Below are 18,010 nucleotides of genomic sequence, written 5' to 3' on the forward strand. Positions count from 1 at the left end.
GATGAAACAAGCGTGGCAGCAGTATCTGCAGATTATTCAACAGGTTGTCAAACCAGCGCTGGGCTGTACCGAGCCAATTGCCGCCGCCTATGCCGCAGCGGTCGCCACCCGGCAACTGGGCTGTGAGCCCGGTCGCCTCGAGGTTGCAGTGTCGGACAATCTCTATAAAAACTCGATGGGTGTCTATGTGCCGGGGACCGGCAAGATCGGTCTGGCCATTGCGGCCGCGGCCGGTGCCATCGGTGGCAACGCCGACGCCGGGCTGGAGGTGCTGGCCGCGATCCAGCCAGCACAGGTGGAGCGTGCCCAGCAGCTGATCGATGCCGGCAAGGTGCAGGTGAGTCGCACCGCCGCCCCCGAGTTTATCTTCTGCCGCGTGACCGTTTATGGCACTGATGACAAGGGTGAAGAGCACAGCGCCGAAGTGACCCTCTGCGGCGGCCATACCCGCATCGTCGAGCAGCGCCGCGATGGCGAGGTAACCTTCACCGCCGACCAGAGCCAGGGCGGCGCCACCGGTTCCATCTGCGATGGCGTCGATATCAGCATCGCCGCCATCTACGAGTTCGCCACTCAGGTGGAGTTCGAACAGATCAGGTTCATCCTCAAAGCTTCCGAGCTTAACGGCAAGCTCTCCGCCGAGGGGATGAACAACCCCTATGGCCTGGAGATTGGCCGCACCATGCAGCAGAACATCAATGCCGGTCTCATCGGCGAGGATGTGATGAACCGCATCGTGATGATGACGGCGGCTGCCTCCGATGCCCGCATGGGGGGCGCGACCCTGCCAGCCATGAGCAACTTCGGCAGCGGCAACCAGGGCATTGCCGCCACCATTCCGGTGATGGTGATTGCCGAGCGCTTTGCGGCCAGCGTAGAGCAGCTGGCTCGCGCCCTCATCATGAGCCATCTGGGCGCCATCTATATCAAGTCCCACTATCCGCCGCTGTCGGCCTTCTGTGGCAATACCGTGACCAGCGCGGCCGCCTCCATGGCCATGGTCTATCTGGCGGGCGGCAGCTTCGAGCAATCCTGCTTCGCCATCCAGAACGTACTGAGCGACAGTGCCGGTATGGTATGTGACGGGGCGAAAGCCTCCTGCGCCATGAAGGTGAGTACCTCCTCCGGTGCGGCGGTGCGCGGCTTCCTGATGGCCCTCAACAGCCACTCGGTGTCGGAGCAGGGGATCGTCGCAGGTGACGTGGATCAGACCATCCGCAACGTCGGCCAGATGGTGAAGGAGGGCATGTCTGCCACAGACAGCACCATTATTGATATCATGTCCGCCTGATGTCCCTGTCGGTTGCTGCCCGGCGTCCATTGTCCGGCAGCAACCCTTGCAAGAAGGTCCCATTGTGAAGCTGCAAGAGTTGAGTCCGAGCGATTTTGAGATCCTCAAGTCGATGGAGAACATTGTGGACGGCATCGCCGCCATGTATGGCCAGCACACCGAAGTGCTGCTCCACAGTCTGGATGCGCGCAATCCCTCGATCGTCAAGATTGCCAACGGCCATATCACCGGCCGCAGTGTCGGCGCCCCCATCACCAACCTGGCGATGATGAAGCTCAAGAGCGGGCAGGATATCTCCAGCCCCTACATGACCAAGTGTGCCACCGGCAAGACCCTGCGCTCCATCACGACCGTGATCCGCAACGGGGAGCACAGGGCCATCGGGTTGCTCTGCATTAACAGCGACATGGATGCTCCGCTGCAATCCGTGCTGCGCACCATGATGCCGGAGTGCATGCATCCCCACGAGAGCCATGCCACCCCGGAGGTGTTCGCCCGCAACATCGACGAAGCGCTCAACAGCACCATCGACACCGTCAGTGCCGAGGTGCGTGGCAACGAGGCTGTGCCTCCGTCCCAGAAGACCCGGGTCATCGTCAACCAGCTGCACGACATGGGGATCTTCGAGTTAAAAGACAGCGCCCAGATTGCGGCGCGCCAGCTCGGGATCTCGGTCCACTCCATCTACCGCTATCTGCGGGAGATCAAGAAGGGCTGAGCCAGTTTAATCTGGCCAAATTGGCAGCAAACGGGTCAGCCTTGACCCGTTTTTTACGCCCGTTTTAGCTTCTCTGTTTGGGCCATCCTTCGGGCTCATTTGCTATCATCTTCCCCCTTTATTTTTCTATCTCTCTGAACGTGCTGGAGAAATCATGTCTCGACTCATCTATCTGCTGCGCCATGGCCAGACCCGCTTCAATGCCGAGCAGCGTCTGCAGGGGCGTTGCAACTCCGAGCTGACCGACAAGGGCGAGGCGCAAGCCATCGCCATGGGGCGGCGCCTTGCCGCCGAACTGGCGGATCCCGCCCGCTGGACCGTCTATGCCAGCCCGCTTGGCCGTGCCCGTCAGACTGCGCTGCTGGTGTGCGAGCAGCTGGGGCTGACGGCAGATCGCATCGTCTGGGACGATCGCTTGATGGAGCTGGGGATGGGGGAGTGGGAGAGCTGCCAGATCCCGGCGCTGCGTCTTGCCCACCCCGAACTCGATACCGGCAAGGGGGACTGGTATCTGCAGGCACCGGGGGCCGAGAGCTTCGAGAGCATTCAGCGCCGGGCACACCAGTGGTTGCAGGATCCTGCCATCGCCGAGCGGGCCATCGTTATCTCCCACGGTCTGCTCGGTGCCATGTTGCGAGGCGTCTATGCCGATCTCGACTATAAGGCGACCTGGTCACAGGAGTTGCCCCAAGATGCCTTCTATAAGCTGCAGGATGGCCACATCACCCGCATTGCCTGCTAATTGCCGTGAGGTGGCACCATGGCATGGACCATGATTGCCACCTTCGGATGCCCATTTTTGCCGCAGTTCAACACATCAGAGCACCTTATCGCGGCAAGATGAGGTATCTTATGCCCCGATTTCATCCATTAAACGGATCCGAGACCCCATATGATCATCAAACCCAAGGTTCGCGGCTTTATCTGCACCACCACTCATCCGGTCGGTTGTGAAGCCAATGTTCGTCGCCAGATCGCTTATACCAAGGCCAAGGGCACCATCGAGAATGGTCCCAAGAAGGTGCTGGTGATCGGCGCTTCCACCGGTTATGGCCTGGCCTCCCGGATTGCGGCTGCCTTCGGTAGCGGCGCCGCCACCCTCGGCGTCTTCTTTGAAAAAGCGGGCACCGAGTCCAAGACCGGTACCGCTGGCTGGTACAACTCTGCCGCCTTCGACAAGGCAGCCAAAGAGGCGGGCCTCTACGCCAAGAGCGTCAACGGCGATGCCTTCTCCAACGAGTGCCGCGCCAAGGTGATCGAGCTTATCAAGCAGGATCTGGGTCAGATTGATCTGGTGGTCTACTCCCTGGCCTCTCCGGTGCGCAAGATGCCGGAAACCGGCGAAGTGGTGCGCTCTGCCCTCAAACCGATCGGTGAGGTCTACACCACCACCGCCATCGATACCAACAAGGATCAGATCATCACCGCTACCGTCGAGCCGGCGAACGAGGAAGAGATCCAGAACACCATCACCGTCATGGGCGGTCAGGATTGGGAGCTGTGGATGGCAGCCCTGCGTGATGCCGGCGTGCTGGCTGACGGCGCCAAGTCCGTGGCCTACTCCTACATCGGTACCGATCTGACCTGGCCAATCTACTGGCATGGCACCCTGGGCCGCGCCAAGGAAGATCTGGATCGCGCCGCTGCCGCCATCCGTGGCGATCTGGCAGCCAAGGGCGGCACCGCTCACGTGGCTGTGCTGAAATCCGTGGTGACTCAAGCCTCCTCTGCCATTCCGGTGATGCCGCTCTATATCTCCATGGCTTTCAAGATCATGAAAGAGAAGGGCATTCACGAGGGCTGCATGGAGCAGGTGGATCGCATGATGCGCACCCGTCTCTACGCGTCCGACATGGCGCTGGACGATCAGGCTCGCATCCGCATGGATGACTGGGAACTGCGTGAAGATGTGCAGCAGACCTGCCGCGACCTGTGGCCATCCATCACCAGCGAAAACCTCTCCGAATTGACCGATTACACCGGCTACAAGCAAGAGTTCCTGCGCCTGTTCGGTTTCGGTCTGGATGAGGTCGATTACGATGCGGATGTAAATCCGGATGTGAAATTCGACGTGGTCGAGCTCTGAGTTTGACTCAAGTGAAGACAGGGCCCCGCGGGGCCCTGTTTTTTTGGCAAACATTCCGCTAATTTGCGGAATTTTATTATCAGCGATCACCTTTTTCCCATATCAAACCCGCTAGTCTTGCGCTGATCGGATCACAGACGGCATTGCCGAGGAACGGAAGCTATGACCACTCCAAACGAGGCGCCCAAGAAGCGCCAACTTCCCACTGTCTATACCCTGCTTTTTATTATCATCGCCCTGATGGCCGCCCTCACCTGGGTGCTGCCAGCGGGCAAATATGACTATGTCACCGCCAAGACCCAGCAGCCGGTGGCGGCAGCGGCCGTGGCCGATTACAGCGGCGACGAGCGGCTGTTGCCGGTGCCCGGCAGTTACACCGAACTCCCCGCCCACCCGCAAGGGGTATTCGAGGTGCTCAAGGCCCCCATTCAGGGCTTTCACAAGGCGGCCGACGTGGCGTTGTTCGTGCTCATCATCGGTGGTTTTCTCGCGGTGACCATGCAGAGCGGGGCACTGGATGCCGGGGTGGGGGCCATAGTGCGCGGCTTTGCCGGGCGCGAGCGGCTGCTGATCCCTGTGCTGATCGCTCTCTTTGCTCTTGGTGGTTCCACCTTCGGCATGGCGGAGGAGACGGTGGCCTTCTGGGCGCTGATCGTGCCGGTGATGATGGCGGCGGGCTTCGATCGCATGGTGGCGGCGGGGATTATCCTGCTCGGCTCCGGGGTCGGGGTGCTCGCCTCAACCGTCAACCCGTTTGCCACCGGCATCGCCTCCGGTTTTGCCGGCATTCCCATCGGTGAGGGGATCGGTTTGCGGGTCATCCAGTGGCTGCTGCTGGTGATCTTCGCCTCCTGGTTCGTGATGCGCTACGCCAAGCAGGTGCAGCAGGACAAGTCCCGCTCCGTGCTGGCCGACATCGTTTATGACGACGAGTTCTCCCAGATGAAGAGCGGCAACCTCGCCTTCACCGGCAAGCAGAAACTCACCATGCTGGTCTTCTTCGGCACCTTCCTGCTGATGATCTATGCGGTGGTGCCTTGGTCGGATTTGGGGATCGACGTGCTGCCCACCTTTGGCTGGTGGTTTGACGAGCTCTCGACCCTGTTCTTCAGTGCCTCCATCCTGATTGCGCTGATCAACCGGATGCCGGAGTCCAACTATGTGGCGACTTTCCTGAGCGGTGCTCGGGATCTCATCGGGGTGGCACTGGTGGTTGCGGTGGCGCGCGGCATCTATGTGGTGATGGAGCAGGGCGTCATCATCGACACCATTTTGCATTGGGCTGAAGGGCTGGTGACCGGACTCTCCTCGTCGGTCTTCATCCTGATGGCCTATCTGGTGCACATCATCCTGAGTTTTTTCATCCCCTCCACCTCGGGGCTGGCGACTGTCTCCATGCCGCTGATGGGGCCGCTGGCGGACTTCTCCGGCATCTCCCGGGATCTGGTGATCACCGCCTATCAGTCCGCCTCCGGCTGGATCAACCTGTTTGCCCCCACTGCCGCCCATCTGGTGGCGGGTCTGGCGCTCGCCAAGATCCCCTACGATCGCTTCGTGCGCTGGGTGCTGCCCTTTATCATCGGCGTAGCCCTCATCACCATGGCGGTGCTGGTGGCCGGCGCCCTGCTGCACGGCTGATGGCACGGATAAAGCCACAGATAACAAAAAGGCTCCCGCGGGAGCCTGTTTCATGAGCCTTGCTTACTGCTTGTAGCCCTTGAGGAAACGGGCGAGGCGGCCGATGGCATCCTCCAGCTCCTCTTCGCGGGGCAGGAACACCAGCCGGAAGTGATCCGGCGCCGGCCAGTTGAAGCCGGTGCCCTGCACCAGCAGCAGTTTCTCTTGCTGCAGCAGGTCGAACACCATCTTCTGGTCGTCGCGGATGTCATACACCTTGGGGTCGAGGCGCGGGAACATGTAGAGCGCCCCCTTGGGTTTGACGCAGGAAACCCCGGGGATCTCGTTCAAGAGCTCCCACGCCTTGTCCCGCTGCTTGCGCAGGCGGCCGCCCGGCAGGATCAGCTCGTTGATGCTCTGGTAGCCGCCAAGCGCAGTCTGGATGGCGTGCTGCATCGGCACGTTGGCACACAGCCGCATGGAGGCCAGCATCTCCAGCCCTTCGATATAACCGCGAGCACGGCCTTTTGGACCGGTGATGACCATCCAGCCCTGACGGAAGCCGCAGGCGCGGTAAGCCTTGGAGAGGCCGTTGAAAGTCACCACCATCACATCGTCACACAGGGTGCAGACGCTGGTGTGGGAGATATCGTCGTAGAGGATCTTGTCGTAGATCTCGTCGGCGAAAATGATGAGGTTGTGCTGGCGGGCGATCTCGATCACCTCCAGCAGGAACTCGCTGCCGTAGACGGCTCCGGTCGGATTGTTGGGGTTGATCAGCACCAGGCCGCGGGTGCGCGGGGTGATGCGGGCGCGGATATCGTCGAGATCCGGATACCAGTCAGCTCCTTCATCGCAGCGGTAGTGCACCGCATGGCCACCGGAGAGAGTGACGGCGGCGGTCCAGAGCGGGTAGTCGGGGGAGGGCACCAGCATCTCGTCGCCATTGTTGAGCAACGCCTGCATCGCCATCACGATCAGCTCGCTGGCGCCATTGCCAATGTAGATGTCGTCGATATCGACCTTGCGCATCCCTTTTTGCTGGTAGTACTGCATCACCGCTTTACGGGCAGAGAAGAGCCCCTTGGAGTCGCAGTAGCCCTGGCTCAGCGGCATGTTGAGGATCACATCCTTGATGATCTCTTCCGGCGCATCAAAGCCGAACGGGGCCGGGTTGCCGATGTTGAGCTTGAGAATGCGGTGGCCTTCGTCTTCGAGACGGCGAGCCTCTTTATGCACCGGGCCGCGGATGTCATAGCAGACATCGTCGAGCTTGTGCGACTTGTCGATTGTGAACATGGTGAGTGTGATTCCTTCCCCACAGGGACGCGTTGGCGAAAAAGGCGATTTTTAGTATCAAATTTCTTTTCCCCTATTCTTCACAGAATTGAATGCTAGAACAATCCTCTTTTTAGAAGAATTCCCTGATTTTTAGCCCTAAAACAGGGTTGCTAGAACGTTAAATTCAGCACGATCTTTGGTGCTAACCAAGGTTAACTAGTGAAACATGGGGAACGAATTAACAAAGCTGCCTGACTGTGTTGCAATATCCGGATCCTGTGGCACGATTGGCTTGTGTAAAAAATCGTCTTCGTCCCCCTTTTCGATGAGTTGAATGGCACTCATGGTGTCATCTTTATGTGGTTCGCTCATCGGTGTTCACTTCTGCGAGGTTTTCCCATGCAAGCACCCGTTCCAGGCCGCTATCGCCACTTCAAGGGGGGTTACTATCAAGTGCTTGCCCTGGCTTTGCATACCGAAACCCAGGAGCAGCTGGTAATTTATCAATCCGAGCAGGATGGTCAGGTCTATGCCCGACCCGTCGCCATGTTTATGGAGTGGATTGAGCATCAGGGGCAGGTTGTCAGCCGTTTTGCCCCTGCAGGAGACTGACCACGCCTCCGTTTATATCGTTCAAGGGATGAGCACTCGAGCTAAACGGTGTCACAAGTTGTCGCATGACGCCCTTGGGTATGAGATGTGCAGCTGGCTGTCTTAATGATAAATCCCTTATCTAATCAACTAATTGTGACTAAGGTCACATTGAGTGAGCCCCGCCTGCCGGGTTCGCAATCTGGACTCACACTCCCATAATGCTGCGCTTGTTCAAGCATGGGCCCTTCTCGGGTCTTGTTCGGTGTTATCTCAAATGGGAGAAATAATGTGAAACCTGTTGCTGCTGAGTTTATGGGCACTTTCTGGCTGGTATTGGGCGGGTGCGGCAGTGCCGTGCTGGCTGCGGCCTTCCCTCACGTCGGGATTGGTCTGCTGGGGGTCTCGCTGGCTTTCGGTCTGACCGTGCTGACCATGGCGTTTGCCATCGGTCATATCTCCGGTTGCCACCTCAATCCGGCCGTGACCGTCGGTCTGTGGGCAGGTGGTCGTTTTCCGGCATCCGGTGTACTGCCTTATATCGTGGCGCAAGTGTTGGGTGGCATTGCCGCCGCTGCCGTGCTTTACGTGATTGCCAGCGGTCAGGCCGGGTTTGATCTCTCTGCCGGTTTTGCTTCCAACGGCTACGGTGAGCACTCTCCGGGTGATTACAGTCTGACTGCCGCACTCGTATGCGAAATGGTGATGACCGGTTTCTTCCTGTTTGTCATCATGGGGGCCACCGATAGCCGTGCGCCTGCCGGTTTCGCGCCGATCGCCATCGGTCTGTGCCTGACCCTGATCCACCTCGTCAGCATTCCGGTGACCAATACCTCGGTCAACCCGGCCCGCAGTACCGGTGTTGCGCTGTTTGTCGGTGACTGGGCTATCAGCCAGCTGTGGCTGTTCTGGGTTGCCCCGATTGTCGGTGCCATTCTGGGTGCGCTGGCTTATCGCCTGGTGGCGACTGAGCAGAAGTAATCATTTGCGAAACAAAGTGTGGTATCGACACGCCTGCGGGCGTGTTTTTTGTTTCTGGAGGGGGGCGAGAAAAGAGCATTAACCGAGGCTAACCTCAGAGCCCTTTGGCCTGCAGCATCTCTTTGTAGCGCAGGTGGAGGAGCTGGACGCGCTCCACATAGGCACGGGTTTCCGCATAGGGCGGGATACCGCCATGTTTTTGTACGGCGCCCGCGCCGGCGTTGTAGGCCGCGGTCGCCAGCGCCACGTTGCCGTCATACTGCTTGAGTAGTCCCGCCAGGTATTTCACCCCGCCGAAGATATTCTGCTCCGCCAGCAAGGCATTGCCGACCCCCAACTCCCGCGCCGTGGCGGGCATCAGCTGGGTCAGCCCCATCGCCCCCTTGCGGGAGACCGCCAGCGGATTGAAAGCCGATTCCGCATGGATCAGCGCCCGGATCAGCGCCGGCTCAACCTGATAGGTTTTGGCGGCCGCCTTGATGGTGCTGGCATAGTCATAGAGAAACAGCCCTGTGGTTTGCCAGTTGACGCTGGATTTGGGATCGCAGGCGAAGCAGTCATTGAACAGCAGCAGCTCGTAATGGCCCTGTTCGGGTGCCATATCGGAGTAGCGAACCACCCCGTTCTGCTGCACCGATTTATAGACCTGGATCTGCTTCTTGCCGTTGGTGGCGACTGCCGCTGTTTGAGCGGTGTCGGGTTGTGAGGCGGGAGTGGCATCTTTGCTCGGACGCAAGGGGGAGGGCGCGGCGGTCAGGAAGATCACCTCCGCGGGAGGGGGAGTCTGGCTCCATCCGCTCAGGGGGATCAACAACATATGGCCTGCCAGCATCCATGCTTTCAACCCTAATACTCCTTCTTGTGATGACCATGTTGAGTAAAGCATCATGACGAGGGCAGAACAAGCGGCCAACAGGGGGCAAATGATCCGATTCGGTGACCGGGATCAAAGTATCTGCCGCAATAAAGGATTGTCATCATAAAGCACGGTTTTGGCAGTCGGGCGGTGGGTCATGGCCTCTGCCACCGGGTAAGCAAGCTGCCCACGACGTCCGCTTTTTTGTTGACGAAAGGCATGCTATCGTGCTGGCGTCATGTGGTCGGATTAGCGCACCGTATCTGGCACTAATAACTGATTATCAAAGGATTTGTCTGTGACAAGCAAGCTGGCGATGGAACTCACTTTCGAAGAGTACTGCGACGCCGACCTCTCCCTTATCAGGGACTATTACGAGACGACGTTTTCCCACTATGTGCCGGATCTGGCCGAGCGGATCTTTGTCGTGCGTGATGCTCACTGGCTGGTGGGGGCGGTTCGGTTGCGGGACGAGGAGGAGTTTTACCATCTGTGCGGCTTTCGCCTGTTGCCCCACTACCAGTCGCTGGGATTGGGGTCACGGCTGCTGCAGCACGCCTGTCACGGTCTGTTGGACAAACCTGTGGTCTGTCAGGCGCTGCCCTTCGAGAAGCCTTTCTATCTCAAGGCCGGGTTTGCCGATATGCCCCTCAATCAATTGAGCGGGTCGCTTTTCTCCCTCTACGAGCGGCAGCAGCAGCAGGGTTATCAGGTGGAGCTGCTGGTACGGGATACCACCCAGCCCCTCCTGAATTGAGCGGTTTAGCGCGGTTTGGTCAGCAGGTGGATCTTGCCCGGTGACAGCTCCAGCCCCAGCAGATTCTCCTTCAGCCACGCCTGATCCGGATCCTTGTCATTGAGTTTGTAGACCGGCTTGGTCTCGAGCCGTTTCTCCATGCTCTGCAGCAGCATGTTGAGCATCAGTCCGAACTTCTTCTCGGCCGCCTCCGGCTCCAGCTTGTACTCCACCAGCTTCATGTTATCGAGAAACAGCGCGCTCTGGCTCTTGTCATAGCGGGGCCTCGCCTCATAGGTCATCTGCAGGCGGGCGTCATATTCGGTATTGTCTGGCAGGGCGATTTTGAGCTTGCCCTTGCCATAGACCCGGGCGGTATCGGGGCGCTGGCGACCGATCTGGACATCGCTCTGTTCCAGCTGCACATGGGCCTTGATGATGCCCGGCAGCTCCAGCTGTTTGTCGACTTGCACCTGAGATTGCAGGTACTGGTTTATCTGTTGCTCATTGATGTCATATGAGCCTTGGCCTAGCATGGCCAGGCTGAGCAGCATAGATTGCAGGATCATGCGTGCGACCTGATAGAATGGATTTGCCTTACAGCATACCATCCCGGCCGGTTGGGGTCTGCCCACCGCGCTGTTTGTCGATTAGAAGGAGTCCCCGTTGTTTAACGGTCTGGAACACGATCTTCAACTGCTGTTTTCCCGTTTTCTGGGTTGGCTGCTACTGCTTTTTCATACCGTGATTGTCACCGGTGTGTCGTTTCGGGTGGTGATGAAACGCCGTCCCATCGGGGTGTCGCTGGCCTGGCTGGCGCTGATCTATGCCATTCCGTTTGGCGGGGTGGGCTTCTATGTGCTGTTTGGTGAAATAAAGCTGGGGCGCCGCCGTGCCGAGCGCGCCCAGGCCATGTATCGCCCTTATGCCATCTGGATCCGCCAGCTGGCCCGTCTGTTCCCGCAGCACTGCTGCGAAGTGGGCGCCAAGGCACAGCCGCTGCACGATCTCATCCAGGGACGGCTCGCCATGCCGATGCTCTCCGGCAACCGCATGACCTTGCTCAACAAGCCGGACTGGATCTTGCGCGAGATTGCCCAGGATATCCGTCGCTCGACGCTCTCCTGCTATCTGGAGTTCTATATCTGGCATCCGGGCGGCGATGCCGACGAGGTGTGCGAGGCGCTGATTGAAGTGGCGCAACGCGGCGTGGATTGTCGCTTGCTGCTCGATTCGGTGGGCAGCAAGCAGTTCTTCCGCTCCCATTGGCCCAAAAAGCTGCGCAAGGCGGGGGTCAAGCTGGTGGAGGTGCTGCCGGTCGGCGCCTGGCGCATTCTGTTCCAGCGTCAGGATCTGCGGATGCACCGCAAGCTGGTGGTGATTGATGACAGGGTGGGTTACACCGGCTCCATGAACATGGTGGATCCCCGTTTCTTCAAACAGGATGCCGGGGTCGGCCAGTGGGTCGACATCATGATCCGGGTGCAGGGGCCCATGGTGCCGCTGATGTGGTCGATCTTCGTCTGGGACTGGGAGATGGAGACCGGCGAGCGGCTTCTCGACAGTCTGCAGCATGAGCCGGAAGCCTGGCCCCAGACCAACTACCGCGCCCAGCTGATCCCGTCCGGCCCCTTCGTCGGCGGCGACTGCATCCAGCAGAGCCTGCTGCTGGCCATCTATCAGGCGCGCAGCCATCTGGTGCTGACGACCCCTTACTTTGTGCCCGACGATCCGCTGGCGGCCGCACTCAGTTCGGCAGCGGCGCGCGGAGTGCAGGTGCAGCTGGTGTTGCCGGCACGCAACGACTCCATCATGGCCAATTACGCCTGCAACGCTTTTATGGAGGAGCTGCTGGCTGCCGGGGTGGAGATCTACCGCTACGATGCCGGTCTGCTCCATACCAAGAGCGTGCTGGTGGATGATGACTTCGCGTTGGTGGGGACGGTCAATCTGGATCGGCGCAGCCTCTGGCTCAACTTCGAGGTGACCCTGCTGGTGGATAACCCCTCGTTCGTGGCCCAGATGACCCGACTGGTGCAGGGCTATATGGCGGAAGCCACCCCGATGACCCTGGCCCAATGGCAGGCCCGCCCCTGGTACAAGAAGGCGATGGAGAACATCTTCTATCTCTTCAGCCCCTTGCTGTGATGTTGTGGCGAGCCGCAAGAAAGTGGACTCGCCATCTTATTGGACTTGCCTAGCCCCGAGTCCGCCCCGTAGAGTGCAGTGACAACTCCCTGGAGACACATGGATATATGAAAAAGATAGTGGCCCTCGCCGTGGGTGCGGCACTGGTAGGTGGTGGTCTGGCTGCGTGCTGGTACACGGGCAACAGCTTCGACAACATCATGGCGGAGCAGATCGCCAAGGTAGAGCAAGAGACCGGTATCGACATGCAGTGGCAGCCGGGTAGCAGCAACCTCTTCACCCGTGACGGGATCCTGAAGGTCGTGGTGACGCCGGAGGAGCTGGCTGCCATCGACAGCGAGCTGGAGGGCAGTCAGCCCATCGAGTTGCAACTTGTGGTCAAGAGCCAGATCCTGCCGCTCTACATCAAGAGCCACTTCCTGCTCGATACCCATAATGGCACTCTGGCGCCAGTCTTTACCGCACTGGGCATGGAGCAGTGGGAACTCGGTCTGGAGTCGGTCACCAGTCTCTGGACTCAGGGTAACAGCAGCCGTTTCTGGGCCAATGAATTCAAGATCAAACAGGGGCTGGACGAGTTCAGCTTCCTGCCCCTGAGCGGTGAGTTCCACGGCAATCTGGAGGGGAATGGTCACCTCACCATGACCTGGCAGGGGATGACGGTCCATGAAGAGCAGAGCAAGATGGACTTGGTGCTGGCCGACCTGAAAGGGAGTGCCGACATTGCCGAGATCAGCGGTGTGCTCCTCTCGCCCCAGAGCGAGATGACCCTCTCGGCCCTCACGGTACAACTGCCTGACAGCGTCAAGGTCGCTCTGCAGGGGATGACCACCGAGACTCAGTTGACCGGCGATGATGCCCAGACCCTCTCCAGCAGCTATCAGATGAAGATTGCCAAGCTGGATCTGGAGAACGAGACCGACACGCTGGCGGTGACCGACAGCAAGTTGGCGCTCAACCTCAACGGTCTGGATCTGGAAGGGTATCAGGGGCTGCAGGCAGCCGGTGGCAAGGGAGTTGAAGATGCCGCCATCCAGCAGGCGCTGGACAAGATGCTCAAACGTGGCGCGACCCTTGAACTGGCCGATCTCAGCGCCAAGCTCAACGGTGAGGCGGTGACCATGAAGGGGGACGTGAAGCTGGCCTCTACCTCGCTGGAGCAGCTGTTCAACAGCGACGCGGGAATGCAGGCCCTCTCCGGCGTGCTGCATGCCAGCCTCAGCGACAAGCTGGGCAAGGCGGTGCCGCAACTGGCCCCCATGCTCGATCAGCTGACCCTGATGGGTTATCTGAAGGCAGACAAGCAAGTGCTGACCTCCGAGCTGAAGCTGGAGAAGGGCGCGGTGACGGTAAACGGTCTGCCGCTCTGACACATGATGTAGAAACAACAACGGCTCCTGCGGGAGCCGTTGTTGTTTCTGGCGTTTGCATACGGGCCGTGTGGGCGGATTACTTGAAGACCACCGTCTTGTTGCCGTAGACGAACACCCGCTCGTTCAGTACCAGCTCCAGCGCGCGGCTCAGCACCGATTTCTCCACATCCCGACCCGCCTTGGCCATGTCGTCCGCACTGAAGGCGTGACCGACGTGGATCACGTCCTGTTCGACAATGGGGCCTTCATCCAGGTCGTCGGTCACGAAGTGGGCGGTGGCACCGATCAGCTTGACGCCGCGATCAAACGCCTGTCGGTAGGGGCGGGCACCGATGAAGGCGGGCAGGAAGGAGTGGTGGATGTTGAGGATCTTGCGCGGATAGGCCTCGACGAAGCTCGGGGTCAGCACCCGCATGTACTTGGCCAGGATCACATAGTCAGGCTCATAGCTGTCGATGATGGTGCGTACCTGCTCTTCATGTTCGGTCCGGCTCAGATCCTCGTGACTGACGGTGTGGAACGGGATATCGAACTTGCCGGTGAGCTCGGCCAGGGTGTCGTAGTTGCCGATCACCGCGACGATATCCATATCCAGCGCGCCCGCGTAGTTCTTCATCAGAATATCGCCGAGGCAGTGAGTCTCTTTGGTCACCAGGATGACGATGCGCTTCTTGCCCGCCTTGACCAGACGGCGCTGGGCGCCGGTGGGCAGGGCATCATCGAGGTCGGCCAGCAGGGTTTCGTCGTTGAAGCGCCCCTCCAGCTCGGTACGCATAAAGAAGCGGCCATTCTCGTGATCCACAAACTCATCGTTCTTGATGATGTTGAGCTGGTGCTTATAGCAGATGTTGGTGATCTTGGCGATGAGCCCTTTGGCATCCGGGCAATCCGTGAGCAGTATTTTCTTTTCCATCTCTGTCATTTTCCGTTTGTGGTGTTGGCGCTGCTGTCTGCGCCGGCAGCGTTGTTCAGGCTCTCTTTTCGGGCCCTGTTTTTTTGTTTCGGGAACTATGCCATAAACCGATCCGAGCCATAAAGAAATTCGCCAGTCATAGCCTCTCGCGCTGGCGAGTGGGCCGCAGAGCGGGATCCCGGGCGCAATGTTGAAACGCTTTTCAGCCTGCGGGGGATTTTGGCTGGTATCTGCAACCGTTTTTCTTTAGGCTGTCTGCGCTTATTCTCAGGGCGGGGTGCAATTCCCCACCGGCGGTATCCCGATTGACTCGGGGAGCCCGCGAGCGCCCGACTTGGCTGATTGCCGGGTCGGGGTCAGCAGATCCGGTGAGATGCCGGAGCCGACGGTCATAGTCCGGATGAAAGAGGATAAGACAGACCTTGCCGTGTTGGCCCTTGTGGGCTGGCCGCTGCATGCTCGTCTCTGTCTGCCTTTCCATGCCCTGATTCTGGTCCTTGTCTTGTTTAGGAGTTTTACCATGAATCAGTCTCTACTCAGTGAATTCGGTGATCCCGTTGCCCGTGTCGAAACGGCCCTGTCTGCCTTGCGTGCCGGAGGCGGCGTGCTGGTGGCCGATGATGAAGATCGGGAGAACGAGGGCGACCTCATTTTCGCCGCCGAATCCATGACCAATGAACAGATGGCGCTGATGATCCGAGAGTGCTCCGGCATAGTCTGCCTCTGTCTGCCCGACGAGCGAGTTCGCCAGCTGGAACTGCCAATGATGGTGGAGGCCAACTCCAGCCACTACCAGACCGCCTTTACCGTGACCATCGAAGCGGCGCAGGGGGTCACGACCGGTGTCTCGGCGGCTGATCGCATCACCACCATCCGTGCAGCCATCGCTGACGGCGCCAAACCGGGCGATCTGCACCGCCCGGGTCATGTTTTCCCGCTGCGGGCGCGAACCGGTGGGGTGCTTACCCGCCGGGGTCATACCGAAGCGACGGTCGATCTGATGCAGCTGGCTGGTCTCAAACCGTTTGGTGTGTTGTGTGAATTGACCAAAGAAGATGGCTCGATGGCGCGTCTGCCAGACCTGGTTGCGTTCGGTCGCAAGCACCAGATGCCGGTGCTGACCATCGAGGATCTGGTGCAATATCGTCAATTGTTGTCAGAACGTACAGCCTGAGCCTCATACGAAATTGTAATAAGGCAAAAATTTGGTTAACCTTTGTCCGTGCCCCCACCACACGGCACTCATTTTTTAGACGAATCTGGACAAAAACTGTTCATTCAAAAAAAAATGAGGGTTTTAATGCATTTATCTGTGGTGGGGACTATGCAAAGTAGGATTTTTTTGTGCCATAATCACGCCGCTTGCTAAACGTCTGGCGAGTTCAAGGGAGCTTTAAAAATGAAAAAATTGTTGTTGGTAGGTGTTGTTGGTCTGTCCGCTCTGCTGGGCGGTTGTGCAAACACCAGCGAACTGGAAACTTCCGTTCAGAATCTGTCTAACAAAGTTGACCAACTGGCTCAAGATGTTAGCGCAGTTCGTGCTGATCAGTCCAAAATCGCTGCTGATGTTGCCGAAGCCAAGCAAGAAGCTATGCGTGCTAACCAGCGCATCGACAACATGGCTACTTCCTACAAGAAGTAATCCATGCGAAAAAAATGGCGCAGTTTTGCGCCATTTTTTTTTGCCTGAAATTCACCGAATCTCCACTATCCCCACAGCCCCTTCTTCGTACTTGACCCATGAGGTCATGCCGGTCTCCCGGCACTCCCCCATCATTACCAGCCAGTTCGATTCCGATCAGTAGAGCAGACTGTAGAGTTTGCGACGGTAGCTCTGCGCCGCCGGTGTGCTGCCCATGGTCGCCAGAATATCGAGATAGGTCTTTCTGGCATCGCCGAATGCCAAATCCCGTTTGAGGATCTCCAGCAGCAGTCCCAACGCCTCTTCCTGACGACCAGCCTGGTTGTATTGCACCGCCAGCTCCTGAGTCAGGGCAAAATCATCAGGCTGTTCTGCATGACGGGCTTCCAGCGCGCGCAGCTCCGGGCTGTCTGCCGCTTGCAGGGCCAGCGCCAGCCGTGAGCTCAAGGTATGGAAGTGGCTATCTTGCGCCGCCATCGGGATGGTGCCGAGGCGCTCCTGCGCTTCATCCAGCAGGTTGAGGTCGAGCGCAGCTTGAATGAGCCACAGGCTGATGTCGTGACGTTCAGGTGCCATCTGGTGTGCCTTGGTCAGATGGGCATAGGCGATGCTGGGCTGATCGTCAGCCAGTGCCTGTTGCCCCTTGGCCAGCAACTCTTCCTCTTCTTTGGGGGCGAAGGCGGCGAAATACTGGCGCAGGGTGGCTTCATCCTGCGGCCCTTCGATGATCCCCTGTTCGTCAGGGCGACCCTGATGGAACAGCACCAGCGCCGGCAGGGCGCGCAGGCCGAGCTGGCTGGCCAGCGGTTGCAACTGGGGATCGTTCATATCCACCTTGGCCAGGGTGACCTGCTCATTAGCGGGCCCAACCAGTGATTCGATCAGCGGTGTCATCCCCTGACACTCCGGCATCTGCGGAGCATGGAAATAGATGACGACCGGCTTCTTCATGGACGCATCGATAAGTTCAGCGTGAAAATTCTGGGGAGTAATGTCGACGATCATGAGTTGGACTCTTCAGAAAGGGTGTTGAGTAACATGGGGTTAAGCGAGTGGCAATTCAAGCGCTCATCCAGCCGGTAAAAGGCAACGGGGGTTGCCGCCGCCGCGAGACTGAGCCAGCCGCTGGCAAAGGGCCAATCCTGTACCTGATAAGGGGTGTCATCGAGCCGGTTGTCGAGTCGCCATTCTTCCTCCGGGAGAAACCGCACCTTCTCCAGTCCCGCCGCTATGCCGCCACTGTGGGCTTTCAGTACCGCCTCCTTGCGCGACCAGAGCCGGTAGAAGGCCCCCTCCTGCTCTTGGGCAGGCAGTGCGCAGAGCCACTCATATTCACTCTGTGCATAAAACCGGCGGGCCAGGGGGAGGGGGTGATGCCGCCGTTTGCCCAGTTCGATATCCACCCCAAGCGGCCCCTGCGGGCAGAGCGCCAGCACCAGCCAGCTGCCACTGTGGCTCAGATTGAACTGCCAAGCATCATCATGCAGTCGGGGCTTGCCGTGGGGGCCGTTGCAAAATTGCAGACTGGCGGCGGGTTGTTGCAGCCGCTCGGCCAATAGCTGGCGCAGCAGGGAGCGGCTCACCAGATATTCCTGACGCCGTTCAGGATGGGTCATGGCTTGCCAGATATGCTGCTCATCGGTTGACAACCATTCAGGCAATTGAGCAAGCAGTTCCTGGCATACTCTGGCCGGTTTTAACAAAAAAAGATCGGTTTCGATCATGATTTTTCACTTTAAAAAGGTGCTGAAGCAGAGATAAAAGCCAGTTATCTATG

18 protein-coding genes and 1 riboswitch are annotated in these 18,010 nt (G+C 58.9%); of the genes, 12 read left to right on the plus strand and 6 right to left on the minus strand.

Annotation, left to right across the window (positions count from 1 at the left end; translation table 11 throughout):
• Position 1: 1 nt before the first annotated feature.
• The 5 genes from ACB035_RS03860 to ACB035_RS03880 all read left to right on the plus strand — a co-directional run bounded on the left by ACB035_RS03860 (position 2) and on the right by ACB035_RS03880 (position 5,733).
• Entirely contained in the window at positions 2 to 1,291 is a 1,290-nt protein-coding gene (locus ACB035_RS03860; protein WP_371166728.1) for a serine dehydratase subunit alpha family protein, read from the plus strand.
• A 64-nt stretch (positions 1,292 to 1,355) separates the two neighbouring features.
• Positions 1,356 to 2,009, plus strand: a complete 654-nt coding sequence (locus ACB035_RS03865; protein ID WP_005334376.1) for a transcriptional regulator — start codon at positions 1,356 to 1,358, stop codon at positions 2,007 to 2,009.
• 154 nt (positions 2,010 to 2,163) lie between these two features.
• Complete coding sequence (locus ACB035_RS03870; RefSeq protein ID WP_236350500.1) at positions 2,164 to 2,751, plus strand: histidine phosphatase family protein; 588 nt, start codon at positions 2,164 to 2,166, stop codon at positions 2,749 to 2,751.
• A gap of 150 nt (positions 2,752 to 2,901) precedes the next feature.
• Positions 2,902 to 4,095: an enoyl-ACP reductase FabV gene (gene fabV, locus ACB035_RS03875; RefSeq protein WP_005361765.1), complete on the plus strand. Its 1,194-nt coding sequence runs from the start codon at positions 2,902 to 2,904 to the stop codon at positions 4,093 to 4,095.
• A 162-nt stretch (positions 4,096 to 4,257) separates the two neighbouring features.
• Positions 4,258 to 5,733 (plus strand): YfcC family protein, encoded by a 1,476-nt coding sequence (locus tag ACB035_RS03880; RefSeq protein WP_005334369.1) that lies wholly within the window; start codon positions 4,258 to 4,260, stop codon positions 5,731 to 5,733.
• A 63-nt stretch (positions 5,734 to 5,796) separates the two neighbouring features.
• On the opposite strand, the gene ACB035_RS03885 is transcribed toward ACB035_RS03880, so the two are convergent.
• Positions 5,797 to 7,011 (minus strand): pyridoxal phosphate-dependent aminotransferase, encoded by a 1,215-nt coding sequence (locus tag ACB035_RS03885; protein WP_005334367.1) that lies wholly within the window; start codon positions 7,009 to 7,011, stop codon positions 5,797 to 5,799.
• Between the two features lie 381 nt (positions 7,012 to 7,392).
• On the opposite strand from ACB035_RS03885, the gene ACB035_RS03890 reads away from it, so the two are divergent.
• Both ACB035_RS03890 and aqpZ read left to right on the plus strand, forming a co-directional pair.
• Positions 7,393 to 7,605 carry a DUF1653 domain-containing protein gene (locus tag ACB035_RS03890; RefSeq protein WP_005334366.1) on the plus strand — a complete coding sequence of 71 codons (213 nt, stop codon included), beginning with the start codon at positions 7,393 to 7,395 and terminating at the stop codon, positions 7,603 to 7,605.
• A 270-nt stretch (positions 7,606 to 7,875) separates the two neighbouring features.
• Complete coding sequence (aqpZ, locus tag ACB035_RS03895; protein ID WP_371166729.1) at positions 7,876 to 8,565, plus strand: aquaporin Z; 690 nt, start codon at positions 7,876 to 7,878, stop codon at positions 8,563 to 8,565.
• Positions 8,566 to 8,659: 94 nt separating this feature from the next.
• Here aqpZ and ACB035_RS03900 read toward each other — a convergent pair whose 3' ends face one another.
• Complete coding sequence (locus ACB035_RS03900; RefSeq protein ID WP_371166730.1) at positions 8,660 to 9,409, minus strand: lytic transglycosylase domain-containing protein; 750 nt, start codon at positions 9,407 to 9,409, stop codon at positions 8,660 to 8,662.
• A 328-nt stretch (positions 9,410 to 9,737) separates the two neighbouring features.
• On the opposite strand from ACB035_RS03900, the gene ACB035_RS03905 reads away from it, so the two are divergent.
• Positions 9,738 to 10,178 (plus strand): GNAT family N-acetyltransferase, encoded by a 441-nt coding sequence (locus tag ACB035_RS03905; protein ID WP_041980377.1) that lies wholly within the window; start codon positions 9,738 to 9,740, stop codon positions 10,176 to 10,178.
• 5 nt (positions 10,179 to 10,183) lie between these two features.
• Here ACB035_RS03905 and ACB035_RS03910 read toward each other — a convergent pair whose 3' ends face one another.
• On the minus strand, positions 10,184 to 10,726 hold the full coding sequence (locus tag ACB035_RS03910; protein WP_040065150.1) for a DUF1439 domain-containing protein: 543 nt from the start codon (positions 10,724 to 10,726) through the stop codon (positions 10,184 to 10,186).
• Between the two features lie 97 nt (positions 10,727 to 10,823).
• Between ACB035_RS03910 and cls the strand changes: the two genes are divergently transcribed.
• Positions 10,824 to 12,305 (plus strand): cardiolipin synthase, encoded by a 1,482-nt coding sequence (gene cls / locus ACB035_RS03915; RefSeq protein WP_371166731.1) that lies wholly within the window; start codon positions 10,824 to 10,826, stop codon positions 12,303 to 12,305.
• 107 nt (positions 12,306 to 12,412) lie between these two features.
• Positions 12,413 to 13,675: a DUF945 family protein gene (locus ACB035_RS03920; RefSeq protein ID WP_371166732.1), complete on the plus strand. Its 1,263-nt coding sequence runs from the start codon at positions 12,413 to 12,415 to the stop codon at positions 13,673 to 13,675.
• A 79-nt stretch (positions 13,676 to 13,754) separates the two neighbouring features.
• Here ACB035_RS03920 and purU read toward each other — a convergent pair whose 3' ends face one another.
• The gene (gene purU / locus ACB035_RS03925) at positions 13,755 to 14,591 is read right to left on the minus strand and encodes a formyltetrahydrofolate deformylase (protein WP_042084048.1); all 837 of its coding nucleotides are present in this window, start codon (positions 14,589 to 14,591) and stop codon (positions 13,755 to 13,757) included.
• Between the two features lie 259 nt (positions 14,592 to 14,850).
• Positions 14,851 to 15,007: riboswitch (FMN riboswitch) on the plus strand.
• Positions 15,008 to 15,111: 104 nt separating this feature from the next.
• Here purU and ribB point away from each other — a divergent pair.
• Both ribB and ACB035_RS03935 read left to right on the plus strand, forming a co-directional pair.
• Positions 15,112 to 15,765, plus strand: a complete 654-nt coding sequence (gene ribB / locus ACB035_RS03930) for a 3,4-dihydroxy-2-butanone-4-phosphate synthase (protein ID WP_139428348.1) — start codon at positions 15,112 to 15,114, stop codon at positions 15,763 to 15,765.
• A 225-nt stretch (positions 15,766 to 15,990) separates the two neighbouring features.
• Positions 15,991 to 16,233, plus strand: coding sequence for an Lpp/OprI family alanine-zipper lipoprotein (locus ACB035_RS03935; protein WP_005334342.1), 243 nt, complete (start codon positions 15,991 to 15,993; stop codon positions 16,231 to 16,233).
• 156 nt (positions 16,234 to 16,389) lie between these two features.
• Here ACB035_RS03935 and ACB035_RS03940 read toward each other — a convergent pair whose 3' ends face one another.
• Positions 16,390 to 17,238, minus strand: a complete 849-nt coding sequence (locus ACB035_RS03940; RefSeq protein WP_371166733.1) for a tetratricopeptide repeat protein — start codon at positions 17,236 to 17,238, stop codon at positions 16,390 to 16,392.
• The gene (locus ACB035_RS03945) at positions 17,235 to 17,957 is read right to left on the minus strand and encodes a 4'-phosphopantetheinyl transferase superfamily protein (RefSeq protein WP_371166734.1); all 723 of its coding nucleotides are present in this window, start codon (positions 17,955 to 17,957) and stop codon (positions 17,235 to 17,237) included. The genes ACB035_RS03940 and ACB035_RS03945 overlap by 4 nt, the downstream gene beginning before the upstream one ends.
• Positions 17,958 to 18,010: the final 53 nt, after the last annotated feature.

It is taken from the genome of Aeromonas sp. S12(2024) (assembly GCF_041402305.1).
In the GTDB taxonomy this organism is placed as follows: Bacteria; Pseudomonadota; Gammaproteobacteria; order Enterobacterales; family Aeromonadaceae; genus Aeromonas; species Aeromonas veronii.